General features: G+C 72.1%; 18 protein-coding genes and 2 pseudogenes. 8 read left to right on the forward strand and 12 right to left on the reverse strand.

Features of this window, described 5'->3' with window-relative positions; translation table 11 throughout:
- Positions 1-72 precede the first annotated feature (72 nt).
- Entirely contained in the window at positions 73-1,575 is a 1,503-nt protein-coding gene (locus NEH16_RS06065) for a cryptochrome/photolyase family protein (RefSeq protein WP_265539895.1), read from the forward strand.
- Positions 1,576-1,579: 4 nt separating this feature from the next.
- Here the strand turns inward: NEH16_RS06065 and NEH16_RS06070 are convergent, their stop codons facing one another.
- Positions 1,580-2,578, reverse strand: a complete 999-nt coding sequence (locus NEH16_RS06070; RefSeq protein WP_265539897.1) for a MerR family transcriptional regulator — start codon at positions 2,576-2,578, stop codon at positions 1,580-1,582.
- Between the two features lie 86 nt (positions 2,579-2,664).
- Between NEH16_RS06070 and NEH16_RS06075 the strand changes: the two genes are divergently transcribed.
- Together NEH16_RS06075 and NEH16_RS06080 are read left to right on the forward strand one after the other, a co-directional pair.
- Entirely contained in the window at positions 2,665-3,276 is a 612-nt protein-coding gene (locus NEH16_RS06075; RefSeq protein ID WP_265539899.1) for a sigma-70 family RNA polymerase sigma factor, read from the forward strand.
- Between the two features lie 103 nt (positions 3,277-3,379).
- A complete protein-coding gene (locus NEH16_RS06080) occupies positions 3,380-4,204 on the forward strand; it encodes a DUF4397 domain-containing protein (RefSeq protein WP_265539901.1) in 825 nt (274 codons plus the stop codon).
- Between the two features lie 85 nt (positions 4,205-4,289).
- Here NEH16_RS06080 and NEH16_RS06085 read toward each other — a convergent pair whose 3' ends face one another.
- Positions 4,290-6,437 (reverse strand): glycoside hydrolase family 3 N-terminal domain-containing protein, encoded by a 2,148-nt coding sequence (locus NEH16_RS06085; protein ID WP_265539903.1) that lies wholly within the window; start codon positions 6,435-6,437, stop codon positions 4,290-4,292.
- A 176-nt stretch (positions 6,438-6,613) separates the two neighbouring features.
- On the opposite strand from NEH16_RS06085, the gene NEH16_RS06090 reads away from it, so the two are divergent.
- Both NEH16_RS06090 and NEH16_RS06095 read left to right on the forward strand, forming a co-directional pair.
- Positions 6,614-7,420: an endonuclease/exonuclease/phosphatase family protein gene (locus NEH16_RS06090; protein WP_265539906.1), complete on the forward strand. Its 807-nt coding sequence runs from the start codon at positions 6,614-6,616 to the stop codon at positions 7,418-7,420.
- 45 nt (positions 7,421-7,465) lie between these two features.
- Entirely contained in the window at positions 7,466-9,058 is a 1,593-nt protein-coding gene (locus NEH16_RS06095) for an alpha-amylase family glycosyl hydrolase (RefSeq protein ID WP_265539908.1), read from the forward strand.
- A 58-nt stretch (positions 9,059-9,116) separates the two neighbouring features.
- Here NEH16_RS06095 and NEH16_RS06100 read toward each other — a convergent pair whose 3' ends face one another.
- The 6 genes and pseudogenes from NEH16_RS06100 to NEH16_RS06125 all read right to left on the reverse strand — a co-directional run bounded on the left by NEH16_RS06100 (position 9,117) and on the right by NEH16_RS06125 (position 15,641).
- Positions 9,117-10,529: a sulfatase family protein gene (locus NEH16_RS06100; protein ID WP_265539910.1), complete on the reverse strand. Its 1,413-nt coding sequence runs from the start codon at positions 10,527-10,529 to the stop codon at positions 9,117-9,119.
- Complete coding sequence (locus NEH16_RS06105; RefSeq protein WP_265539912.1) at positions 10,526-11,239, reverse strand: hypothetical protein; 714 nt, start codon at positions 11,237-11,239, stop codon at positions 10,526-10,528. Before NEH16_RS06105 ends, NEH16_RS06100 begins: the two co-directional genes overlap by 4 nt.
- Positions 11,236-12,120 carry a carbohydrate ABC transporter permease gene (locus tag NEH16_RS06110; protein WP_265539914.1) on the reverse strand — a complete coding sequence of 295 codons (885 nt, stop codon included), beginning with the start codon at positions 12,118-12,120 and terminating at the stop codon, positions 11,236-11,238. Before NEH16_RS06110 ends, NEH16_RS06105 begins: the two co-directional genes overlap by 4 nt.
- The gene (locus NEH16_RS06115; RefSeq protein ID WP_265539916.1) at positions 12,120-13,106 is read right to left on the reverse strand and encodes a carbohydrate ABC transporter permease; all 987 of its coding nucleotides are present in this window, start codon (positions 13,104-13,106) and stop codon (positions 12,120-12,122) included. Before NEH16_RS06115 ends, NEH16_RS06110 begins: the two co-directional genes overlap by 1 nt.
- Entirely contained in the window at positions 13,103-14,359 is a 1,257-nt protein-coding gene (locus NEH16_RS06120; protein ID WP_265539919.1) for a sugar ABC transporter substrate-binding protein, read from the reverse strand. The genes NEH16_RS06115 and NEH16_RS06120 overlap by 4 nt, the downstream gene beginning before the upstream one ends.
- A 221-nt stretch (positions 14,360-14,580) precedes the next feature.
- Positions 14,581-15,641: pseudogene (locus tag NEH16_RS06125) on the reverse strand (LacI family DNA-binding transcriptional regulator).
- Positions 15,642-15,846: 205 nt separating this feature from the next.
- On the opposite strand from NEH16_RS06125, the gene NEH16_RS06130 reads away from it, so the two are divergent.
- Positions 15,847-17,256, forward strand: a complete 1,410-nt coding sequence (locus tag NEH16_RS06130) for a lamin tail domain-containing protein (protein WP_374215679.1) — start codon at positions 15,847-15,849, stop codon at positions 17,254-17,256.
- 25 nt (positions 17,257-17,281) lie between these two features.
- Here the strand turns inward: NEH16_RS06130 and NEH16_RS06135 are convergent, their stop codons facing one another.
- Together NEH16_RS06135 and NEH16_RS06140 are read right to left on the reverse strand one after the other, a co-directional pair.
- On the reverse strand, positions 17,282-18,577 hold the full coding sequence (locus NEH16_RS06135; RefSeq protein WP_265539921.1) for an aminoglycoside N(3)-acetyltransferase: 1,296 nt from the start codon (positions 18,575-18,577) through the stop codon (positions 17,282-17,284).
- A 27-nt stretch (positions 18,578-18,604) separates the two neighbouring features.
- Positions 18,605-18,775 (reverse strand): hypothetical protein, encoded by a 171-nt coding sequence (locus NEH16_RS06140; protein ID WP_374215677.1) that lies wholly within the window; start codon positions 18,773-18,775, stop codon positions 18,605-18,607.
- Between NEH16_RS06140 and NEH16_RS06145 the strand changes: the two are divergent.
- Positions 18,767-18,949: pseudogene (locus tag NEH16_RS06145) on the forward strand (DUF397 domain-containing protein); the annotation flags it as partial. The gene NEH16_RS06140 and the pseudogene NEH16_RS06145 sit on opposite strands and share 9 nt — an antisense overlap.
- Positions 18,950-19,056: 107 nt before the next feature.
- Here NEH16_RS06145 and NEH16_RS06150 read toward each other — a convergent pair.
- Complete coding sequence (locus NEH16_RS06150; RefSeq protein WP_265539923.1) at positions 19,057-20,448, reverse strand: ricin-type beta-trefoil lectin domain protein; 1,392 nt, start codon at positions 20,446-20,448, stop codon at positions 19,057-19,059.
- Positions 20,449-20,463: 15 nt separating this feature from the next.
- Entirely contained in the window at positions 20,464-22,599 is a 2,136-nt protein-coding gene (locus tag NEH16_RS06155; RefSeq protein ID WP_265539925.1) for an RICIN domain-containing protein, read from the reverse strand.
- A gap of 398 nt (positions 22,600-22,997) precedes the next feature.
- Between NEH16_RS06155 and NEH16_RS06160 the strand changes: the two genes are divergently transcribed.
- Positions 22,998-24,233 (forward strand): ThuA domain-containing protein, encoded by a 1,236-nt coding sequence (locus tag NEH16_RS06160; RefSeq protein ID WP_265539927.1) that lies wholly within the window; start codon positions 22,998-23,000, stop codon positions 24,231-24,233.
- The last annotated feature ends 62 nt before the right edge of the window (positions 24,234-24,295 follow it).

Genomic DNA, 24,295 nt, shown 5'->3' on the forward strand with positions numbered 1-24,295 from the left:
GGTAGGGGACGGGCCCCCGCTCGGGCCGGTCCGCCCCGGCCCGCCCGCTGTCGCGACGGAGGAGACACCGCTGTGCACTGGCTCTTCGGCGACCAGCTCGGCCCGCACTTCCTCACCCCTGACGGGGACGGGGACGGGCCCGGCCGCGACACGCCCCTGCTGATGATCGAGGCCCGTTCGGTGTTCCGGCGGCGCCGGTTCCACCGGGCCAAGGCCCACCTCGTCCTGTCCGCGATGCGCCACCGCGCGGCCGAACTCGGCGACCGGGTCACCTATGTGCGTGCCGACACCTACCGCGAGGGCCTGGACCGGGCCGCGCGGGGGCGGGCCGTCGGCGTCCATCACCCCACCTCGCACGCCGCTCTCCGCCTGGTGCGGGACCTGCCGGGGGTGACGGTGGGCCCGGCCCGGGGGTTTCTCGTACCGATGGCCGAGTTCACCGCATGGGCGGACGGCCACGGCGGGAAGAAGCTGCGGCAGGAGGACTTCTACCGCTGGGTCCGCCGCGGCCACGACCTCCTGATGGACGGCGACCGGCCGGCCGGGGACCGCTGGAACCTGGACCACGACAACCGGGAGGCCCCGCCCCGCGACACCCCCGCCCTCGATGTCGGCCGGCCGTACCGGCCGCGCGAGGACGACATCGACGCGGAGGTCCGCCGCGACCTCGACCGCTGGGAACGCGACGGGGACGTCTCCTTCGTCGGCCGGGACGGGCCCCGCCTCTTCCCCGCGACCCGGGCGGAGGCGCTGCGGGCCCTGCGGCGCTTCGTGGAGCACCGGCTCGCCCTGTTCGGCCCGTACGAGGACGCGATGCTGGCCGCCGACCCGGTCATGAGCCACAGCCTGCTCTCCTCCTCGCTCAACCTCGGCCTGCTCGATCCCGCCGAGTGCGTCGAGGCGGCGGAGCAGGCGTGGCGCGCGGGGCGGGCGCCGCTCAACAGCGTGGAGGGCTTCGTACGCCAGATCGCCGGCTGGCGCGAGTACGTCTGGCAGCTCTACTGGTACTTCGGCGAGGGCTACCGGCGCTCCAACGAGCTGCGGCACACCGCGCCCCTGCCCGACTGGTGGGACGAGCTGGACGCGGACGCGGTCCGGGCCAACTGCCTGCGTACGGTCCTTGCGCAGGTACGGGACACGGGGTGGACGCACCACATCCCCCGGCTGATGGTCCTCGGCAGCCACGCGCTCCAGCGCGGCTGGGACCCCGCCGCCGTCACGGACTGGTTCCACCGCTGCTTCGTGGACGGCTACGACTGGGTGATGCTCCCCAACGTCGTCGGCATGTCCCAGTACGCCGACGGCGGGCGCATGACGACCAAGCCGTACACGTCGGGCGGCGCCTACATCAACCGGATGAGCGATCTGTGCGGCCCCTGCGCCTACCGGCCGGGCGACCGCACCGGTGAGCACGCGTGCCCGTACACCGCGGGCTACTGGGCCTTCCTCGACCGGCATCGGAAGCGGCTGGCCGGCAACCAGCGCGTCGCCCGGCCGGTCCGGCAGCTGGACCGGCTCGCCGACCTCGCGGACGTCCGCGAACAGGAGCGCGCCCGGGGCGACGCACCGCCGTAGCGCGTCACGGGGCGTCCGGCGCCAGCGCGGCGACCGCCTCGGCCAGCCCCGGCGGCCGCGCGAGACCGGCCACCGCCTGCCCCGCCCAGCCCGGGCCCAGGGTCAGGACGGCCGGACCGCGGCGGGCGCCGCGCACCCCCCACTCCATGGCGGCCACGTGCTGGGCCAGCGGCCGGCTGGCGGTGGCGCGGGACTGGGCCCACAGGGCGACGGCGGCGGGCCCGGTCCTGCGCACCGCCGCGAGCAGCGGATCGACGGGCAGGGCGCCGCCGAACATGCGCACCGGGACGCCCCGCTCCGTCAGCGCGGCGGACAGCACCTCCAGCGGCAGTGTGTGGGTCTCCCCCGGTGTGCAGGCGAGCACGACGGTGGACCCGGGCCGGTCCGGGACGGTCCGGGGCGCGGCCTGCCGCAGCGCGCCGGAGACGTGCCAGGACAGGAAGTGCTCGACCTCGATGTACTTCTCGCCCGAGGTCTCCCACTTGCGGCCCACGGCCTGGAGCGTCGGCACGAACACCTCGGTCCAGGCGGCCACCAGTCCGTGTTCGGCGATCGCGGCGGTCAGCAGGTCGTCCAGGGCCGCCGCGTCCAGCCGCAGGGCGGCCCGGGCTACTCCCCGGCACTCCTGCCGTACGTCTCCGAGCCGCAGGCCGCTCCCCGCCCGGCTGCGGTGCCCGGCCGGGGCGGGTCCGGGGCGGTCAGCGCGTACGGAGTCCGCCTCCGGCGGCCCGGCGCCGCGCGCGAGGCGGGCCGCCTCGGCCGGGGGCAGCCCGGTCGCGGTCAGGGCGCACATCCGCTCCAGCTTCGCCACGTCCGCCGGCGCCCAGCGCCGGTGCCGGCCGCCCGTGTGCGCCTCCGGGCCGAGTCCGTACCGGCGGTCCCAGGTGCGGACCGTGGTGGGGGCGACCCCGAGGCGCCGGGCCACGTCGCCGGTGGTCAGCCCTCCGGCCCGGAGCCCGCCGGAGCCGCCCCGTTCCTCACCGCTTCGTCCGCGTGTGCTCACCTTTCCCACGGTACGACGCATGAACGACGCATGTTGCCTGCGTCGTTTGTGCGTCCAACACTGGAGGCCAGGCAGGAGGCACGGCCATGGACACCTACGCACGACCCGCCACCACCGTCGTCCCGCCCGTGCGGGAGACGCGGTACGAGGAGGATCTGGCCGACGGTCTCCTGCGCGCCGACGAGGAGACGTTCGCGGCCATCTACCGGCGCTGGGGCTCGCTGGTGCACACCATGGCGACCCGGTCCCTCGGTGACACGCACGAGGCGGAGGACGTCACCCAGCAGGTGTTCATCGGCGTCTGGCGCGGGCGGCACGGCTTCCGGCCCGAGCGCGGCACCCTCGGCGCCTGGCTGGTGGGCATCACCCGCCGCAAGATCGTGGACGCGCTGGCCGCCCGGGGCCGGCGGCTGGCCCTGGTCGAGTCGGCCGCCCGGGACGCCGCACCCGCCCGGCCCGACCGGCAGGCACCGGAGGAGGTGCTCGACCGGGTCCTGCTCGTCGAGGCCCTGTCCCGGCTGCCGCAGGCTCAGCGCGAGGTGCTGTGCATGGCGTTCTACGAGGACCTGACACAGGCCCAGATCGCGGAGCGCACCGGGGTGCCCCTGGGCACGGTCAAGAGCCACACACGCCGCGGCCTGCACCGGTTGCGCACGGTGGTGGTCGACCTGGGCGGCGCGCACCACCCGGGCGGCTGAGCGGGCCGGGAAGGCGCGGCCCGGGTGCATCCGCCGCACCGCCGCACCGCGAAGCAGGAGTGAGAGACCAGCACATCCGGACTCCCCCGAAGGGATGATCCCCATGACCTACCGGACCACCATCGCCGCCGCCGCTTCCGCCGGGGTCTGCGCCCTGGCCCTCGGCGCCGCCGCCCCGGCCGCCATGGCCGCTCCCGAACGGGCGCAGGACAAGGGAATGGTGTCCGTGTTCCACGGCATCCCCGGAATGACGGTCGACGTGTACGCCGACGGCGACCCGTTGCTCAGCGACTTCAAGCCGGGCACGGTGACCGAACCGCAGGCGCTCGACGCCGGTACGTACGACATCAAGGTCTTCGAGGCCGGCAAGGGCCCCGACGGCAAACCCGCCCTGGAGAAGCAGGTGAAGGTGACCGAGGGCGGCAACGCCACGGTGGCCGCCCACCTCTCCGCCGACGGCGACCCCCAGCTCACGGCGTACGCCGACGACGTCTCCGCCGTGAAGTCCGGCGAAGCCCGCCTGACGGTCCGCCATGTGGCGGCCGCGCCCGCCGTGGACGTACGCGCCGGAGGCCAGCCCGTCTTCAAGGACCTGACGAACCCCAAGGAGGACACCACCTCCGTCGAGGCCGGCACGGTGAACGCCGATGTCGTCCTGGCCGGGACGGACACCGTGGCCATCGGACCGGCCGACCTGAACCTCAAGGAGGGCACGAGCAACGTCGTCTACGCCTGGGGCAGCGCTCAGGACAAGAACCTCGCCCTGGCCACCCAGACCTTCGACACCAAGGACATGAAGAGCGGCGCGGCGCACGCCGGCATCGCGCCGAACTCCTCCGCCGGGTGGCTGAACTGGGTCGCGGCGGCCGGAGCCGTCACGCTGACGGGCGTCGTGGGGGCCCGCCTGGCCGCCGGACGGCGCGACTGACCTCGGGCCGCCACCCGGGTGGCCGTCCGCACAGCCACCGTCGGCCGGGGGCGAGGTGCCCGGCCGACGGTTCCCCGTATGCGCGTCAGACCAGCCGCAGGCTCCCCCGCACCGTCGCCGCCGAGCTGGTGCCCGTGTAGACGTCGATGCGGCCGCGCTCCAGGACGTACGTGCCCGCGGGGTCGTTCGTCCAGAAGCCGAGGTCCTCCGCGCCCAGCGTGAAACGCACCCGGCGTTCCTCGCCCGGGGCGAGGGTGACGCGTTCGAAGGCGCGCAGCCTGCGTACCGGCTGGACGACCGACGCCGCGACGTCGTGGATGTACAGCTGGACGACCTCGTCGCCGGTGAGGTCGCCGGTGTTGGCGACGGGGACCGTGACCTCGACCGTCTCGCCGCGTTCCAGGGCGTCCACCGCGATCTCGGTGCGGCTGAGCTCCGGTGCGCCGGTCGTGAAGGTGGTGTAGCTCAGCCCGTGGCCGAAGACGAACTGCGGGCCGTCCGGCAGGTCCAGGTACTTGGAGACGTACTTCTCCGCCTCGTCGTACGGGCGGCCCGTCGCCTCGCGGTTGTAGTAGACCGGGATCTGGCCGACCGTCCGGGGGAAGGACACCGGCAGCTTGCCGCCCGGGTTGACCGTGCCGAACAGGATGTCCGCGACCGCGTTCCCCGCCTCGATGCCCGCGTGCCACGCCTCCAGGACGGCCGGTGCGCGGTCCGCCCAGCCGCCGATGGTGAGCGGGCGGCCGTTGACGAGGACGACGACGAAGGGCTTGCCGGTCGCCGCGACGGCCTCGATCAGCTGCTGCTGGCCCGCGGGGAGGTCGATCTCGCTGCGCGACGCGGCCTCGCCGCTGATCGCGGAGTCCTCGCCGACCACGACGACGGTGACGTCCGCCGCCCAGGCGGCCGCCGCGGCCATCGCCGGGTCGCCGCCGCCGGAGTGCCGGACATCGGCGCCCGGCGCGGCAGCGCGTACCGCGTCGAGCACGCTCACCGTGTCGAACACCAGCCGGCCGGGGCCCGCCCAGGTGCCGTGCTGGTCCGCGGAGTCGGCGTGCGGGCCGACCACCGCGATCGTGCCGCCCGGCTTCAACGGCAGGACACCGCCCTCGTTCTTCAGGAGCACCATCGACCGGGCCGCGGCCTCCCGCGCGGCGGCCCGCGCCTCGGCGGTGGGGCCCGCGATCTCCGCCGCCTCGTCGGTGTACGGGTCGTCGAAGAGGCCGAGGGCGTACTTCAGGCGCAGGATGCGGGTGACGGCGTCGTCCAGGCGTTCCATGCTGATGCGGCCCGCGTCGAGCAGCTCCGCGCCGTGGTCCGCGATGTGCGTGGACACCATCTCCATGTCGAGGCCGTGCGTGAGCGCCAGCTCCGCCGCGTGCGCCGGGTCCTCGGCGTAACCGTGCGCGACCAGCTCCATGACGCCCGTGTAGTCGCTGACCACGAAGCCGTCGAAGTCCCACTCGCCCTTGAGGATGCTGTTCATGGTGTGGCTGTTGGCGTGCGCGGGGACGCCGCCCACGGTGTTGAACGCGGCCATCACCGTCGCCGCGCCCGCGTCCAGCGCGGCCTTGAACGGCGGCAGGTAGTGGTTGCGCAGCCGCTGCTCGGAGAGGTCCACGGTGTTGTAGTCCCGGCCGCCCTCGGCGCCGCCGTAGGCCACGAAGTGCTTGGCGCAGGCCGCGACGTGTTCCCCGGACCGGAGTCCCGAGCCGTCGGCCGGGCCCTGGTAGCCGCGTACCTTCGCCACGGCCAGGACGGCGTTCAGGTACGGGTCCTCGCCGCTCGATTCGGCGATCCGGCCCCAGCGCGGCTCGTTCGTCACGTCCATCATCGGCGAGAACGTCCAGCGCACGCCCTGCGAGCGGGTCTCGGCGGCCGACACCCGGGCGTCGGTCTCCGCCACGGCCGGGTCGAAGGCGGACGCCTGCGCGAGCGGGATCGGGAAGGTCGTCCAGAAGCCGTGGATGACGTCGAAGCCGAAGAGCAGCGGGATGCCGAGCCGGGACTCCTCCACGGCCAGCCGCTGGAGGTCGTTGGTCCACTTCGCCCCGTGCAGGTTCAGCACCGAACCGAGCCGACCGGCCCGGGCCAGCGCCTCGATCTCCTTCGTCTGGCCGCCGCCGGGCCCCGTGTCCCCGGTCCAGGTCAGCTGCTGGACCTGGCCGAGCTTCTCCTCGGTCGTCATCCGGCCGAGGAGTTCCTTGACCTTGTCGTCGTGCGATCGGAGCATGTCGGGTCCTTCGTAACCGGATAGCGGGGGCGAGCGGACTCCCGGGCGGGAGCCTTGCCGGACGGAACAACGGCGGGCTAACGTCGCTCGCAGCAGAATGTAAGCGCATTCAGGCGCAGGGGCAAGGAATCCTGGTCCCTCGTGACGGAATCGATGAGTCAGCACGGGAGACATCCATGGCCACCAGCGCGTCGGCCCTGCGCGTCATGAGCTTCAACCTCCATGTGGACTGGGACGGTTCGCCCCGCCCCTGGTCCGGGCGCCGGGACGCGGTGGCGGCGGTGCTGCGGGCCGAACGGCCCCAGCTGCTCGGCACCCAGGAGGGCCGCCCGCACCAGATCGCGGACGTGCTCGCCGCCCTCGGGCCCGGTTACGCGAGGACCGGCGGCGACCGCGACGGCGACGGGACCGGCGAGCACATGGCCGTCTTCCACGACCGCGCGCGCCTCGACACCCTGGACCACGGCGACTTCTGGCTCTCGGACACGCCCGAGGTGCCCGCCTCCGAGACCTGGGGCGGCGCCTGCCCGCGCATGGCGACCTGGGTCCGCTTCCGGGACCTGGCCACCGGGGGCGACTTCCTCGCCGTGAACACCCACCTGGACCATGTGAGCGCTTACGCCCGCACCCGTGCGGCGGAAATGCTCGTGGAGCGGTCCGCCGCGCTCGCCCCCGGCCTGCCGGTCGTCGTCACCGGTGACTTCAACACCCCGGCCGGGGACCCCGAGGTGCACGGTGTGCTGCTCGCGCGGGGCGGCCTGGACGACACCTGGGACCGCGCGGAGGAGCGCGGGCCCGCGTACGCCACCTTCCACGACTACCGCGCGCCGGTCGCGGACGGCCCGCGCATCGACTGGATCCTCGCCTCGCGCGGTACGCGGGTGCGGCAGGCTTCGGCCGTGCTGCCGGGAGCCGGGGCGCCGAGCGACCATCTCCCGGTGCGCGCCCTGATCGAGCTGCCGTCCGCGCCCGTGGGGCACTGAGCCCGCACTCCCGTACGCCCGTAGACCCTGACCGGAGGAATCCGCATGTCATCCCCCCGCCCGGCGACCGAATGGCTCGCCGACGCCGTGCTCTACCAGATCTATCCGCAGTCCTTCGCCGACTCCGACGGCGACGGGATCGGGGACTTCGCGGGGATCGAGGCGCGGCTCGACCATCTCCAGTGGCTCGGGGTGAACACCGTCTGGTTCAACCCGTGCTTCGTGTCGCCGTTCGACGACGCCGGTTACGACGTGGCCGACTACCTCAACGTCGCCCCGCGCTACGGCACCAACGAGGACCTGGCCCGGCTCACCGAGGCCGCCGGACGCCGCGGCATCCGGGTGTTGCTCGACCTGGTCGCCGGGCACACCTCCGACCAGCACCCCTGGTTCCGGGCATCCGCGAACGACCCGGCCGACCAGCGGTTCATCTGGGCCGACACCGAGCAGGCGCCGCCCGGCTTCGTCGCCTCGCCCGGCAGCCGGCCCGGGTTCTACCAGCCGAACTTCTTCGAGTCGCAGCCGGCGCTCAACTTCGGCCACGCGCGGACGGACCCGGCGGAGCCCTGGCGGCTGCCCGTCGACGCCGAGGGGCCCCGCGCCAACCGGCAGGCGCTGCGCGAGATCATGGACCACTGGCTGGGGCTCGGCCTGTCAGGCTTCCGGGTCGACATGGCCGCCTCGCTGGTCAAGGACGACCCGGGGCAGGCCGAGACCGCGAAGCTCTGGACCGAGCTGCGCGGCTGGCTGGACCGGGCGCACCCGCAGGCGGCGCTGCTCTCCGAGTGGGGCGACCCGCAGGTCTCGGTCCCGGCCGGGTTCCACGCGGACTTCTTCCTCCAGTTCGGTCCGCGCGGCGACGGGCTGCCGCTCCGGTCGCTCTGGAACAACTGGGAGGGCACGGTCAGCGAGCCGTGGGAGCCGCTGGAGCCGTACTTCGGGGCCCGGGGCGAGGGCGGGTTCGCCACCTTCCTCGACGCCTGGCGCGAGGCGACCGGGGTCATCGGGGACGCCGGGTTCATCTCGCTGCCCACGTCCAACCACGACTTCTCGCGCCTCGCCACGGGCCCCCGTACGGCCGAACAGCTGCCCGCCGCCTTCGCGTTCCAGCTGACCTGGCCGACGCTCCCCGCGATCTACTACGGGGACGAGATCGGCATGCGGTACGTGCCGGGCACGCCCACCCGCGAGGGCAGCCGACTGGGTCCGCGGTACGACCGGGCCGGGTCCCGTACGCCCATGCAGTGGGACGACTCGCCGAACGCGGGCTTCTCCACCGCGCCCGCCGACGCCCTGTACCTGCCGATCGACCCGGACCCGGCCCGGCCGACGGTCGCCGCCCAGCGCGCCGACGAGGGCTCCCTCCTCCACCTGGTCCGGCGCCTGATCGCGCTCCGCAAGGCCACCCCGGAGCTGGGCAGCGGGGGTTCCACGGAGGTGCTGCACGACGGGTATCCCCTGGTGTACGTCCGGGGTGGGCGCTACCTCGTCGTGGTCAACCCGCGCTCCGAGGCCGCCAAGACCGCCGCGCCCGCCGGGCGGACCACCGCGGTGGAGGCGCGCGGGGTCACCGTCGCGGAGGGCCGCATCCGGGCCGAGGGCTTCGGCTTCGGCGTCTTCGCGCTCGACGCGGGCTGACCGGCTGCGGGATGCTGCTGCGCCCCCGCCCGGGTCCGGGCGGGGGCGCAGCCGTACGTCAGCCCGGGGTGTCCCCGTACTGCGCTTGCAGCGCCGCCAGTTCGGCGGTCAGCTCCACGACCAGGTCCTGGTACGCCGGGTCCCCGTACCGGTTGTGCAGCTCGTCCGGGTCGGCGACCAGGTCGAACAGCTCCCACTCGGGGGCGCGGGTCTCGTCCTTGGCGCCGGGCCGGCCGGAGCCGTGGCCCGGGTAGTGGATCAGCTTGTGGGTGTGGGTGCGGACGCCGTAGCTGGCCTGGACGTTGTGGCAGACGTCCAGGTGCTCGAAGTAGCGGTAGTACACCGACTGCCGCCAGTCGTCCGGCCGTTCGCCCCGGAGCAGCGGGACGAGGCTGCGGCCCTGCATCCGTGGATGCGCTTCCACTCCGGCGAGGTCCAGGATCGTCTGGGCGTAGTCGACGTTGATCACGAGCTCGTCGCAGCTGCTGCCCGGCGGGGTGACGCCGGGCCATCGCACCACCAGCGGGATCCGCAGCGAGGGTTCGTACATGAACCGCTTGTCGAACCAGCCGTGTTCGCCCAGGTAGAAGCCGTGGTCGGAGGTGTACGCGACCGCCGTGGTCCGGTCCAGGCCGGTGAGGTCGAGGTAGTGGAGGACCCGGCCGACGTTCTCGTCCAGGGCCGCGACGACCCGTAGGTACTCCTTGATGTAGCGCTGGTAGCGCCACTCGCGTTCCGCGCGCTCGTCCAGACCGTCGGGGACGGGTGCCTTGAGGTCCTGCGGGAGCAGGTCGCGCATCCGCATCTCCGCCTCGGCGGCGGCGCTCGCCCGGTGGCTGTAGTCGTCGTGGAGCGTGCGGGGCGCCGGGATGTCCACGTCCTCGTACAGGTGCCGGTGGCGTTCGGCGGGTTCGAAGGCGCGGTGCGGGGCCTTGTGCTGGATGAACAGCGCGAAGGGCTTGTCGCGGTCCCGGCGGTCGAGCCAGTTGAGCGCGAGGTCGGTGATGAGGTCGGTGACGTAACCGGTGTGCTGCCGCTCCCCGTCGCGGGTGACGAACGTCGGGTCGTGGTAGACGCCGTGTTCCGGCAGCACCTCCCAGTGGTCGAAGCCGACCGGGTCGGAGCAGCCGCCGTGGCCGAGGTGCCATTTGCCGATGATCGCGGTCCGGTAGCCCGCCTCCTGGAGCATGCGCGGGAAGGAGGGCTGGGTGGCGTCGAACTTCTGGCCGTCCTGTTCGAGCGTCGTCATGCCGTTGACGTGGCTGTAGGTGCCGGTCAGCAGGGACGCGCGGGCGGGCGAGCAGATCGAGTTGGTGCAGAAGGCGTTGTCGAAGCGCATGCCCTCGGCGGCCAGCCGGTCGACGGCGGGCGTCCGGTTGATGACACTGCCGTAGGCGCCGATCGCGGGCACGGCGTGGTCGTCGGTCATGAAGAACACGAGGCTGGGGCGCTCGGTGCCGGTGGTACTCATGGCCCGGGGTCCTCCTTGGCTGGTGCGGGGTGCGGACGGGTCCGGTCCGGGGCGAGCCGCAGGGTGCGGCTGCCCGGCATGGGCAGGTCGAGCGTGGTGCGTACGAGACCGTCCGGGCCGGTGTGCGCGAGGGCTTCGGGGCCGGTGTCACCGGCGGGGCGCAGCCGGTAGCGGGCGCCGGGTTCGAGCCCGGCGACCTCCACGGTGACGCGGCGGCCCAGCGCCGGTACCGGTATCGCGCAGGGCCGGTCGGCGGCGGCGTTGACCACGCGCACCTCGACCGTGCCGTCGCGCGCGGTGGCCGTCGCGGTCACCAGGGCGCGGGCTCCGTCGCCGGTGAGGTGCGCGGGGCGGTGCGGGGCGCCGGCGTCGATCCGGACGCGGACGCCGGCGGGTGCGCTGGCCGGGGCGAGCGCGCAGCCGCGCACGGGGCCGGGCAGCGGCGGCCGGGGGCCGTCGGGCGTCCTGGGCGCGATCCGGTACCAGTAGCCGCGGCCGGGCTCGGCGCGCGTGTCCGCGTACGGCGGGAGGACCGGGCCGGTGTGCAGGGGCGCGTACGGTCCCTCGTAGTGATCGGAACGGTGTACGACGTAACCGGCCGTCCCCGGCGCCGGCACCCAGTCGAGCAGCACATGGCCGATGCCGTCCGTGGAGCGCAGTGCCGTGCGGTGCCGGGGCCGTACGCCCGCGAGGCCGGGGCGCCCGTTCACTTCAGGCCGGAGGTCGCGATGCCCTGGGTGAAGTGCCGCTGGAGGGCGATGAAGACGGCGACGACCGGGAGCACCACGAGCAGGGCGCCGGCCATCAGCACACCGTTGGACCCGGCGGCCTTGGTGGGGTCGGTGGCGAAGGTGGCGAGGGCGACGGGCAGGGTGTACTTGTCGGGGTCGTTGGTCGCGACGAGCGGCCACAGGAAGTTGTTCCAGGAGCCGAGGAACACGAAGATCGTCAGCGTGGCGAGGGCCGGTTTGACCAGCGGGATCACGATGCGCCAGAAGATGTACCACTCGCCGGCGCCGTCGATGCGGGCCGCTTCGAGGAGTTCGTCGGGGATCGCCGCCATGAACTGCCGCATCAGGAAGACCCCGAACGCGCCGGCCGCGAAGGGCAGGATGAGCCCCGCGTAGCTGTCGAGCAGCCCCATCTTGCTCATCATCACGAACTGGGGCAGCAGCATCAGGTTCCCCGGCACCATCAGGGCGCCCAGCACGATCGCGAGCACGCCCCGCTTGCCGAAGAAGTTCAGCTTGGCGAGCGCGTACCCCAGCATCGAGCAGAACACCAGGTTGCAGAGGGTGACGACGACGGCGACCACCGCGGAGTTGAGGAAGTTCCGCGCGATGTCCATCAGGTCGAGCAGTTCGCGGAAGTTCGCGAGGGTCCACTCGGTGGGAATCCAGACCGGCGGGCTGGCGCCCAGGTCCTGCGGGGTCTTGAAGGCGGACACCGCCATCCACAGGAAGGGCGCGGCCATCACGATCAGGCCCAGGGTGAGCAGCGTGTACGTGAGGGCCGAGGTGCCCGGCCTGCGCGAGGTGGCGGTGCGCCGCCTGCCCGGTGCGCTCTTGGTGGGGAGATCGGTGGCGCTCATCAGGTCTTGTCCTTCAGCAGGCGGAACTGGAGCAGCGTGACGGCCAGGACGATCGTGAAGAGGACGTAGGCCATGGCGCTCGCGGAGCCCATGTGGAAGAAGCTGAACCCTTCCTTGTACATGTGCAGTGACACGGTGAGGGTGCTGTCGTCGGGTCCGCCGTCGGTCATCACGAAGGGTTCCTCGAAGACGTTGAGGAAGCCGATGGTGGTCATCACCGCGACGTACAGCATGGTGGGCCGCAGCAGGGGGACCGTGATCCGGCGGAACTCCTGGAAGGCGCCGGCGCCGTCCAGCTTGGCGGCCTCGCGGACCTCGACCGGGATGGCCTGGAGGCCGGCGAGGAAGAGGACCATCGCGGTGCCCATGTTGCGCCAGACGGCCATGACGATCAGGGACGGCATGGCGAGTGCCTTGGAGGCGAGGAAGTCCGGCGTGGAGAAGCCGAGCTGCGCGCCGAGCCCGGCGATCAGGCCCTCCGAGGGGTCGAGCACGAACCGCCAGATGACCGCCACCGCGACGATGGCGGTGACCACGGGGACGTAGAAGCCGACCCGGAAGAAGGTCCGGAGGCGGTCGATGCCGGAGTTGAGGAGCACGGCCGCGATCAGTCCGCTGCCGATGGTGAGCGGGACGCCCAGCACCACGAAGTAGCAGGTGTTGAAGAGCGCCTTCAGGAACGTCGGGTCGTCGAACAGCGCGGTGTAGTTGTCGAGACCGACGAAGTTCGCGTCGAGCGGGTGGGTGACGTTGCGCAGGCCGAAGTCGGTGAAGCTCATGAGGAGCGTCGCGACGATCGGGAACGCCATGAAGGTCAGGAAGAGGACCAGGAACGGCGTCGAGTACAGCCAGCCGGCGAGGTTCTGCCGGGAGAGCCGGTCGGGGCGGAGCGCCTGGCCCGCCGGGTCCTGCTGTCCGGAAGGGCCGCCGGCCTGGGCCGGGGCGCGGTCCAGGCCGGCCCCGGCCCGGGTGGCGGCGGTCTTCACTTGGAGATCAGCCCCTCCGTGACGGTCTGGAGCTTCTTGGCCTCGGTGGCCGGGTCGCCGCCCTGCGCGACCTTCCCCAGGGTGGCCTCGATGGCGGCGGCGATCTCGTTCCACTTCTCCAGGGCCGGGACCTCCCGGCCGGTGTCCAGGGCCTTGCGGAAGACCTTCAGGCTGTCGGCCTCGGCGCTGTCCTTGATCTCCGGGAGGTCGTAGGCGGCCTTGTTCGCGGGCAGCGACTTGGTCGCGCCGTACCAGGCGGCCTGGGTCTCGGGGGTGGTCAGGTACTGGGTGAACTTCTCGGCGGCGGCCTTGTGCTCGCTGTCCTTGAAGGTCACGAGCGAGGCGCCGCCGACCCAGGAGACGGAGCCCTTCGGACCGGCCGGCAGCGGGGCCGTCTTCCACTTGCCCTTGAGCTGCGGCTGCTGCTCGTTGAGGTTCTGGACCATCCAGGGACCGGACATGAACATCGGCTCGTCGCCCTTGGCGAAGGTCTTGCCGACGTCGGAGCCGGGCACGAAGTTCTTCTTGGCCAGGCCGTCCTTGAAGTAGTTGCCCCACGTCTCGAACGCCTTCACGGCCTCCGGGGAGCCGAGCGCGGACTTGCCGTCCTCGCCGACGATGCTGCCGCCCTCGGAGTACAGGAACTGCACCCAGCTCTGCCAGGCCCCGGTGTTGCTGGGCTGCAGAGCGGTGCCCCACTGCGAGCCCGCCTTCTGGTACGCCTCCGCGAGCTTGTGGTGGTCGTCCCAGGTGACGGGCGCCTTGTCGTCGCCGGCCTTCTTCGCGAGGTCGGTGCGGTAGTAGAGGCCGCGTACGTCGGCGTACCACGGGACGCCGTAGGCGGTGCCGTCCACCACGTTGCTGTTCCAGGTGGCGGGGAAGAAGTCGGACTTCTTGAAGGTCTTGATGTCCACCGGCTCCAGCACGTCGAGCGCGATGTACTGCCCCATCATCGTGGAGCCCATCTGCGCCATGTCGGGGAGCTTCCCGGCGGCCGCGGCGGCGGTCATCTTCTGGCCGACGACGTCCCAGCCGATCGGGGTCACCTTGACGGTGATGTTCGGGTTGTCCTTCTCGAAGTCCTTGGCGACCGTGGCGAGCCGCTTGGCCTCCTCGCCCATGCCCCAGACGGTCAGGGTCTGCTTGGCGTCGGCGGACTGCTGCGCACCGCCGCCACCGCCGCAGGCGGTGAGCGACAGCGCGGCGACCACTGCGACGGAGATACCTATGACGGTCTTGGCGGGGCGTGCCATGGAGCTCCTCCTCGAGCTGTGTATGCGCTATCTGAAAGCGCATACAGGACTCTGCAATACGGGTCAGGATCGCTCAAGAGGGATGGGGTAACGCTTGGATAACGTAAGGGGTGGCGGGGTTGACCAGGGTGTATGCGAGGGGGTTCACGCCGCGTGTACGCCAGGGGCGCGCGGGGCCCGCTTACGCCCCTGACCTGGGCCTACGGGCCCGCGCCCCGCCCTTACGCCGACGCGTCCGCCGGGCAGCCGCAGCTGCGGCGCAGCACCGCCGAGACGGGCAGGAGCCGCTCCTGCGGGGGTCTGTCGCGCTCCGAGAGCCGGGCCACCAGCAGTTCGACGGCCTCCACCCCAGCAGGCCCATGGGCTGCCGGACCGTCGTGAGCGTCGGCCGGACGAGCCGGCTGAGCGGGATGCCGTCGAAGCCGGTCACCGCGATGTCCCCGGGCACGTCGATGCCGCGCGCCTCCAGGGCGTGCAGCGCGCCCACGGCCATCTGGTCGTTGGCGAACACCAGGCCCTGGGGCCGGGGCCCCTCCCCCGCCGCCCCGAACAGCGTCTCCACCGCCTGGCGTCCGGCGGCCTGGGTGAGGTCGCCCCGCAGGTCGGGGGCCTGGGGCAGCGGGAGGCCGGCTTCGAGGTGGGCGGCCTGGTAGCCGAGGAACCGGGCCTCGCCGTCCGGGGAGTCCTCCGGCCCGCCGACGAACGCGAGCCGCCGCAGCCGGTGCGGGCCGAGCAGGTGCCTCGTGATCTGCAACTGCCCGTCGAAGTTGGCCACCTTCACGTGGTCGATGCCGTCGTACGGCTCCCCCGCCAGCAGCACGACCGGGACCCGCCGGGCCACCATCTCCAGGGTCTCGTCGGGCACCGCCTGGGCGAGGACGGCGAGCCCGTCCACCCGGCCCGCGACCTCGGTGAGCCGGGCGCCCGCGTCGTCGGCGTGCGAGGAGGCGATGAGCAGCGCGTAGCCGTGGCGCCGCGCGGCGCGCTCCATGCCCCTTATGACCTCGTCGGAGTAGAGGGTGACCTCGCCGGGGTCGGCGGCGGGCGCGCTGTCGGCCTCCGCGTCGTGGAAGTCCGGGTAGCACAGGCCGAGGACCCCGGTGGAGCGGCTGGCGAGGCCGCGGGCGCTGCCGCTGGGCACGTAGCCGAGTTCGCGTGCGCTGGCCAGCACGCGTTCGCGGGTCTCCCCGCGCACCGATTCGGGGCTGCGGTACACCCGCGACACCGTGGCGATGGAGACCCCCGCCCGCTCGGCAACGTCGTACACCGTCGGAGTACTCATCGCGCCGCGTCACCTCTTTTCCGCTGTGGTGGAGAGATGTTCCCACATGCGGGGCGGGTGCATGGAAGCGCATTCACGGGTCCGCCCGCCGAGGTGGCGGGCGCCCAGAATTCGCCTGGCGTTCCCGGGCCGTCCTTCCGGGGGACGGCATTCCGTTCGGCCGGGGCCGAGAACGTCGGGCCGCCCGCCTCCTCACGACCTCAGGATGGATTCCGTGACCGCACCACTCCCCCGCGCTCTCGCCCGCTTTCTCCTCGCCGCGCCGCTGCTGGCCGCCGGTGCGCTGACCGGTGTTCCGTCGGCGCACGCGGCCCCGGCCGACGATGTGCGCATCAACGAGGTGGTGACCACCGGCGACGTGAACGACTCGGTCGAGCTGTACAACAAGGGCGGCTCGTCGGTCGACGTGTCGGGCTGGATCCTGAAGGACGACGACAAGGACCACACGTACAAGATCCCCTCCGGGACGACGCTGGCGCCGGGCGGCTTCCGGGCGTTCGACGTCAGCGGCGCGTTCGGGCTGGGCTCGGCGGACCAGGCCCGGTTGTACCTGGCGGACGGCAAGACGCAGGTGGACGGCTTCTCCTGGAGCAGTCACTCGAACCCGTCGTGGTCGCGCTGCTCCGACGGAACCGGCGCCTTCAAGCAGGCGGCGTCGGTGACACTGGGCGCCGCGAATGCCTGCGGTACGGGTGGGGGCTCGACGACCCCCGTGGCGTGGCCGGGCGGCAGCTCGGTGGCCACCGCGGACGGCTCGAATGTCTTCGGCGAAGACCTGAGCGGCCTCTACCGGGACGGCAGCGTGCTGTGGGCCGCGCAGAACAGCGGCAAGCTGTGGCGCCTGGTCCGTGACGGTTCGGGCGGCTGGAAGCCGGACACCGCGAACGGCTGGTCCTCGGGCAAGGCGCTGCGTTTCCCGGGCGGCTCCGGCAGCCCGGACAGTGAGGGCGTCACCGCGACGGGCGGCGCGATCTTCGTGGCGAGCGAGCGCAACGGGGACGCCTCGGGCACGAGCCGCCTTTCGGTGCTGCGGTACGACGTGAGCGGTTCGGGCTCGTCGCTGACGGCCGCCAAGGAGTGGAACCTCACCTCCGACCTTCCGGCGACGGGCTCCAACCTGGGTCTGGAAGCGGTGACTTGGGTCCCGGACGCGTCGCTGACCGGCGCCGGTCTGAAGGACGCGTCGACGGGCGCGGCGTACGACCCGTCCCACTACGGCGCCCACAGCGGCGGGGTGTTCTTCGTCGGCGTCGAGGGCACGGGCATGGTCTACGGATACGTCCTGGCCGACTCCGGCTCGTACACCCGGATCGCCTCCTTCAGCAGCGGCCTGTCCGGCGTGATGGAGCTCCAGTGGGAGCCCCAGGCGTCCCGCCTCTGGGCGGTCTGCGACGACACCTGCGACGGCCGCCACCAGACCCTCACGGTCAACGCGGCGGGCACGTTCGCCGTGACCGGCACGTATAACCGCCCGTCCGGCATGGCCAATTACAACAACGAGGGCTTCGCGCTGGCGGGCGCGGACGAGTGCGTGTCGGGGTCGAAGCCGGTGTACTGGTCGGACGACGCGAACGACGGCGGGCACGCGCTGCGGAGGGGCAGCGTCAGCTGCTGATAGCGGAGCGGGGCGCGGGGCGTCGTCAGGGCGTCTCGCGCCCCTCCGCGGCCAGCCGTTCCCGGAGGCGTCGGGCGGCGAACTCGATGAAGGGGCGGCTCTCCATCAGACGGCACTCGGCGGCACCGATCACACCGGTGCGCACCAGCCCCGCGTCCTCCGCCTCCGCGCCGACCCCGGGGAAGTGCCGGCCGTTGTCGTCGCCCACGTCCGGCGCCTCCACCCAGACCCGTTCGCCGTCGACGAGGTACGGGAAGCGGCGCAGCTTGCGCCGGTGGTTGGGGATCAGGGACTCGGCGTAGTGCAGGAACGAGTTGCGGTTGTGGCCCACGCCCAGCAGCAGGATGTGGGCGCCGAGTCCGTGCAGCCGGTCGAACGGCGAGCCGCGCCCCACCGCATAGGCCAGCGGCTGCCGCGCGGTGATCTCCCGGGCCAGCGGCCCCAGCGCCGCGACGGACGCCTGCGGGTGGGAACTGCGCAGCCGCTCGGGGTCGGCGAGCACGGCGGTGGGCAGCGCGCCCATGAGGGTGGGCAGCCGGTCGTGGAACAACGGCACGCCCGAGCGGTCCGCGTCGGCTCCCGCTCCCGGGTGCGGGTCCCGTACCGCGTCACCGGTGAACGCGGGCACCACCACGGTGCCCTGCGGGCCGAGGTGCTCGCGCAGCGCGCCGAGAACCGTCGCGACGCCGCCTTCGACACGGCCGAAGGAGGAGAGGGAGGCGTGCACGATGACCGTCGCGCCGACGGGCAGCCCAAGCGCCTCGAACCCGGCGCGCAGGTCGTGTCCGGTGAGCGGGGGGCTCCCCTCCTCGCGGAGGGCGGCATCCAGCACGGTCATGAGCTGCGCGGTGCGGCTCCTGCCGGTGGGGGCGGGCGGGTAGCGGCGGAGGACGTCGATCAGGGTGGGGGTGGCTCGTTCGCGGGCCCTTTCGAGCGCCCGGTCGCCCGCTCCGGGGTCCTCGATCTCCGCGATGCGGGCCGCGTTCGCTGCTGCGCGCAGGATGTGTGCGACCTGGTGGGCCTTCGCGATCGGGTGCAGGTAGGCAGCGGACGCGGCGTCGCCCGCCGCCTGCGCGGCGAGGCGGGCGGCCTCCGTGGCCGCGTCCTTGGCGGCGCGGTGGGCATCCATCGACGTGACGCGCTGGAGCCGGGTGCGGGGCGCGCCGCCGATGAACTCGCGGGCCGTCTCGATGGCGGCCCGGGGTCGTGCGTCGCCGGGGTGTGCGGCCTCGAACACCGGCAGGACGCCCTCCGCCGCCTCGGTGGCGTAGCGCGCTACGGCCCTCAGCTCGTCCAGGGACAGTTCGAAGTCGCTCGTCACGCGGGCGATCCTCGCACAGGCGTCCGTTCAGCCGAGCCGTGCGGCGGGGATCTCGTACTCCGCCCACACCGTCTTCCCCGGTGCCCGCGTCCTCGGGTACCAGCCCCAGCGTGTGGCCAGGCCGGCCGTCGGACCGGGGCGCTCCACGAGGCGCAGCAGCAGGTGGAAGTCCCTGCCCTGTACGTGGCCGTGGCGCACCGCGAACCCCTCGCCTGGTTCAAGAGCAGCTACAGCGGCACCGAGGGCGGCGACTGCGTCGAGGTCGCGGCCGGTGCGGGAACCGTGCACGTCCGTGACTACAAGGACCTGGCCGGGCCCGTCCTCCGCGTGCCGCAGAACGCCAGGACCGGGTTCGTCGGACTCGCCACCGCGACGAAGTACAGGCCGCGTCTGTACGCGCCAGAGCCCCGCTGGGCCAGGCGCGATCGGCATCACCGGTGCGGGTGATGCCGATCGCGCCCGGACCGGGGCGTCAGGTGTTACGCCAGCGTCCAGGACTGGTTCGCCGTGCCGCCGCACGTCCAGATCTGGAGCTGGTTGCCGTCCGTGGTGCTCCAGTCCGTGACGTCCAGGCACTTGCCGGAACCGGTGTTCACCAGGCTGCCGTTGGCGCCGGTCGTCCAGGACTGGGCGGCGGAGCCGTTGCAGTCGTAGAGCTGGACCTTCGTGCCGTTGGCGGTGCCGGCCGCCGCGACGTCGAGGCACTTGCCGAGGGCGCGGAAGGTGTTGCCGTTGCGGGTCCACTGCTGGGCCGACGTGCCGTTGCAGGTGTAGAGGTCGACCTTGGTGCCGTTGGCGCTGTTGGCGCCGGCGACGTCGACGCACTTGCCGCCGTAGCCCTTGATGGCGGTGGTGCCGGCCGGTGGGTCGACGGGGCCGCCGCCGCCCGTGATGGCCTTGAAGGTGTTGGTGAACTGCCAGGTGCTCTGCGGGGTGCCGCTCTGGCCCTGGTTGTCGCGGCCGAGGGACCAGAAGGTGAGTTCCTGGATGCCCTTGCTCGCGGCGAAGGCTTCGAGTTCCTGGGCGTCCTGGACGGTGAAGACCTCGGCGGCGGTGTCGTTGATGCCGATCATCGGGCAGTTGCCCTCCATCGCCCACAGCTGGGCGGAGGACTTGTCGGTCCAGATCTGGCCGAGCTGGGTGTGCAGCCCGTTCGCGGCGCTGATCGCGGCCTGGCCCATGTCCATGGCGGGGCCGTAGTCCATGGTCATGATGTTGACCAGGTTGACGTTGAGGTTGTGGCTCTTGGCGTTCTTCAGGAGCGCGATGCCGTTGGACTCCAGGCCGCTCGGGCTGACCGGGAGGGTGAAGTCGACGTCCAGCTTCCGGCCCTGGGCCGCGTAGTCCTTCTGGAGGTTGGCCAGTGCCTGGTTGCGGCGGTCGTTGGCGGCGGTGTTGTCGAGGGTGCTGCCCTCGATGTCCAGGTCGATGCGGGTCAGGTTGAACTGGTCGATGACCTTCTTGTACTGGGCCTGCATCGCGGACACCGAGCTGCAGGAGGCGAGTTCGCTGCCGCTCGCGCCGCCGAAGGAGGCGATGACGTCGCCGCCGACCGCGCGGAGGCTGTTGATCGCGTTGTTCCAGCCGGAGTCGGTGACCGGGGTGTCGCCGTTGATGGTGGCGTTGCAGGTGCCCTGGCTGACGATGAAGGCGAGCGTGTAGTACTTGTTGCCGGTCGCGTTGTACGCGTTCATCAGGCTGGACGGGCTGTTCCACATCTCCGCGTACGGGGCCGCGTAGTGCGCGGGGAAGCCGGGGCCGGGGTTGGCGGCGGCGGAGGCGGGGGCGGCGGCCGTGGCGACCAGGCCGGCGGCGGCCAGCGGCACGACGCCGAGCAGGGCGGTCAGCCATCTGCTGCGTGTTCTGGGCATGGGGGTCCCTCCGGTTTACGGGTAGGTGGTGAGGTACGCGACGTTGCTGCTGGGCGTGACGGCCGCCCCGGTGCTGTTGATGATGTGGCTGATCGTTCCGGCGCCGCCGAGGACGACGGTCACCATGTCGTGGAACTTCACGCCGGAGGTCTGGGGCACCTCGAAGGAGTGGTCCTCGACCACCGACGGATTGACGTTGAAGTACGCGTAGCTGCCGAGGCCCCAGGCTTCGTGGCTGGTCACGGACGCGCCGACCTTGTACGCCGGGTAGCCGTTGGTGTTCCCGTTCTTCCAGGCGCTCTGGTTGGGCGGGTCGTACGGCAGCTCGTTCTGGAAGAAGTACGTGCGCCCGCCGTTGCCGTTCCAGATGACCTGGGTCTTCTGGTAGTGCTCCACGAACAGCCCGTACGCGGTGACGTTCTGGCCGTTGACGACGAGCCCGGTGTCGGCGGTGTTGGTGTTCCAGCCGACCGTGCCGCCGTTGCCGTGGTCGGCGCGCCAGATCCAGGTGTGGTCGATGATCGTGTTGTTGGTGTTGACGACCAGCGACTGGGTGGCCTTGCCGACGGTCGCGCCGCCGATGCGGAAGAACACGTCGTTGAGCGTGACGGGGTTGGCGGCGTGGTTCGCCGACGAGCCGTCGGGCCCGATCCGCATCAGGGTCTGGGAGTTGGTCGTACCGGCGTCGACCAGGACGCCCGCGATCTTGATGCCGTCCACGTCGGCCGTGGTCAGCGCGGTGATGCCGTTGTCCGGGATGAGCGTGGCGAGGCCCATGCCGAGGACGACGGTGTCGGGGCGGGTGACGTTGAGCGTCTGGTTGAGGTGGTAGACGCCCGGGGTGATGAGGAGGTTCTTGCCGGCGGCCAGGGCGGCGTTCATGTCGGCCGCGCTCGCGCCGGGCTTGGCGATGTAGAAGTCGTCCAGCGGCAGCGAGGAGCCCGCCTGGGTCTTGCCGCTCCAGGTGGTGGCCGAGGCGTTGGTCTGGGCGGCGGGGACGAAGACCTTCCAGGCGCCCGCGTCGTCCACGTACAGGAAGGGCTTCTCGCGGTTGACCGGGGCGGAGGCGACGGTGGTGTAGGTCGGGAAGGACTGGGCGGGGGCGCCCTGGTCGCCGACGAAGACCATGTTCCAGTTGGAGCCGGACCAGGAACCCATCGTGGTGTTCTTGGTCAGGAACTGCTGCTGGCTGCCCGACTGGATCTGGCCGTCGATCTTCGAGTCGGAGATGAAGCCGCCGCTGGACCAGCCGCCGTCGTCCAGCTTGAGGTTTCCGCGTACGTGCATGCGCCGGTACGGTGCCGCCTGCGAGACGGCCCAGCGGTCGCTGCCGCCGTTCGGGGTGACCGACAGGTTCTCCGCGTCGCGCCAGAAGTTCTGGGTCGCGTTGCCCTGGAACCAGTCGGCCTCCGCGTGGACGGCGCCGTTGATGTTCACCGCGTCCGGGGAGAGGCCGAGGCCGGCGACCTGGGTGTAGAAGCCGACGTTGACGTCCGCGCTGTACGTGCCCGGCTTGAACAGGACCGCGTAGCGCTGGGAGCCGAACTGGTTGGACTGCTGCTGGCTGAAGATGCTGTTCAGCTTGGACTGGATGGCCGAGGCGGACATCGACGGGTCGAAGATCACCGTGTTCGGGCCGAGGTCCGGGTTGTTGCCGGTGGGCGGGTTGGGGTCGGTCGGGTCCACGGCGCCCGAGAAGCTCCACTTCTGGTTGCCGGTGCCCGCGCAGTCCCAGATCTGGAGGCGGGCGCCGTCCGCGTTGCTGTTGTCCTTGATGTCCAGGCACTTGTTCGCGGCGGTGTTGACCAGGTCGCCGGCGGAGGTCAGCCGCCACTTCTGGCTGGCGACGCTCCCGTAGCAGGTCCAGAGGTGGACGGCGGTGCCGTTGGCCGTGCCGTTCGCGGCCAGGTCCAGGCACTTGCCCTTCGCGGTCAGCGAGCCGTCGCTGTTCAGGGTCCAGCTCTGGTTCTGGCTGCCGGGGTAGCACGTCCACATCTGGGCGGGCGTGCCGTCGGCGGTCGAACCGTCGGTGACGTCGAGGCACTTGCCGTTGCCGGTGTTCGTCAGGGCACCGGGGGTCGCGGCACCGGCGGTCCCCGACCCGAGGGCGACCAGGGCCCCGGCGGCGGCCAGCGAGGCGGACAGCGCCATGGCCAGGGGGGCGGTTCGCCGTCTGCGGCGATGGGGTGGACGAGGCATGGAGAGCCTTCCCGTGGTGGGGGTGCGGGATCAGGTGCATGACAGGAACTCGGCCGGCGCCTTATTTCAAGCCGTGAAGCTAGAGGCGTCGCCGACCGCCCGTCAACCCCCTTGCATGAGCCGGTATTTCACCTTCTGTAGACACTCCGCCCGGGATCACGGGAAACCGCAGGACCCTCGTACGCCTTCTGAAGTCGCAGGTCAGCTGCGCTGACATGCAGCGTTCGAGTTGTGCGCGATTTTCTGCCAGGAAAGTTTCCTGACAGACTCCTTGACGGGCTGTCGTGTACACGCGCAGACTCCGGTTCTGCTCGGCCGCCGCGCTCCACCGCCCACCTCTGGAGTCCCCCATGCGCGTCAGACACGGCACCGCACTCCTGCTCCGGCTACTCGCTCTGGCCGCCCTGGTCCTCGGCCTGCAAGCCGCCCCGGCTCACGCCGCCCCCGCCGCCGCTACGTTCCGGGTGCTGGCGTTCTACGACGGCACGTACGACGCCGCGCACATCAGCTTCGACCACGAGGCGAACGCCTGGTTCGCCCAGCAGGGCGCCGCCCACGGCTTCACGTACACCGCCACGACCGACTGGAGCCGGCTCAACAGCAGCGAGCTGGCCGGCTACCAGGTGGTGATGTTCCTCGACAACTACCCCCACACCGCCTCTCAGCGCTCCGCCTTCCAGTCGTACGTGCAGAACGGCGGCGGGTTCGTCGGCTTCCACGTCTCCGCGTTCAACACGGACACCAGCGACTGGCCCTGGTACCACAACACCTTCCTCGGCACCGGCACGTTCCGCTCCAACACCTGGGGTCCCACGCAGGAGACGCTGCGCGTGGACGACCCGGGGCACCCGGCGACGGCGGGGCTCCCCGCCACCATCACCTCGTCGGTCAGCGAGTGGTACAGCTGGCAGAACGACCTGCGGAAGAACCCCGCGATCGACGTCCTCGCCTCCATGGCGCCCTCGACGTTCCCCATCGGCACCGACCCCAACCAGACCTGGTACAGCGGGGATTACCCGATCGTGTGGTCGAACCGCGACTACCGGATGGTCTACAACAACTTCGGCCACAACGCGATGGACTACGCGACGAACACCGCCTTGTCCTCCACGTTCGCCAGCGACCGGCAGAACCAGCTGCTGCTCCAGGAGATCGCCTGGGCCGCCGGGCAGGACGGCGGCCCGGTCACCCCGCCCGAGGGCGCCACCGGCCGGATCACCGGCTACGGCAGCAAGTGCGTCGACGTGGCGGGCGCGAGCTCCGCCAACGGCACGGCGGTCCAGCTCTACGACTGCAACGGCTCGGGGGCCCAGCGGTGGACGGCCGGGACCGACGGCACGCTGCGGGCGCTCGGCAAGTGCCTGGACGTCGCCGCGGCCGGGACCGCCAACGGCACGAAGGTGCAGCTCTACGACTGCAACGGCTCCGGGGCGCAGGTCTGGCAGCACCGGAGCACCGGCGAGCTGGTGAACCCCGCGTCCGGGAAGTGCCTGGACGCGACCGGGCCCAGCTCGGCCAACGGCACCCGGCTCCAGCTCTGGACCTGCTACGGCAGCGGCAACCAGCTCTGGACCGGCCCGGCCTGACCGGGGTGGGGCGGGGGCGGTCGCGGCGAGGGGGCGGACCCCGCCGCGACCGCCCCTCCGTC

Source organism: Streptomyces drozdowiczii, assembly GCF_026167665.1.
In the GTDB taxonomy this organism is placed as follows: domain Bacteria; phylum Actinomycetota; class Actinomycetes; order Streptomycetales; family Streptomycetaceae; genus Streptomyces; species Streptomyces drozdowiczii_A.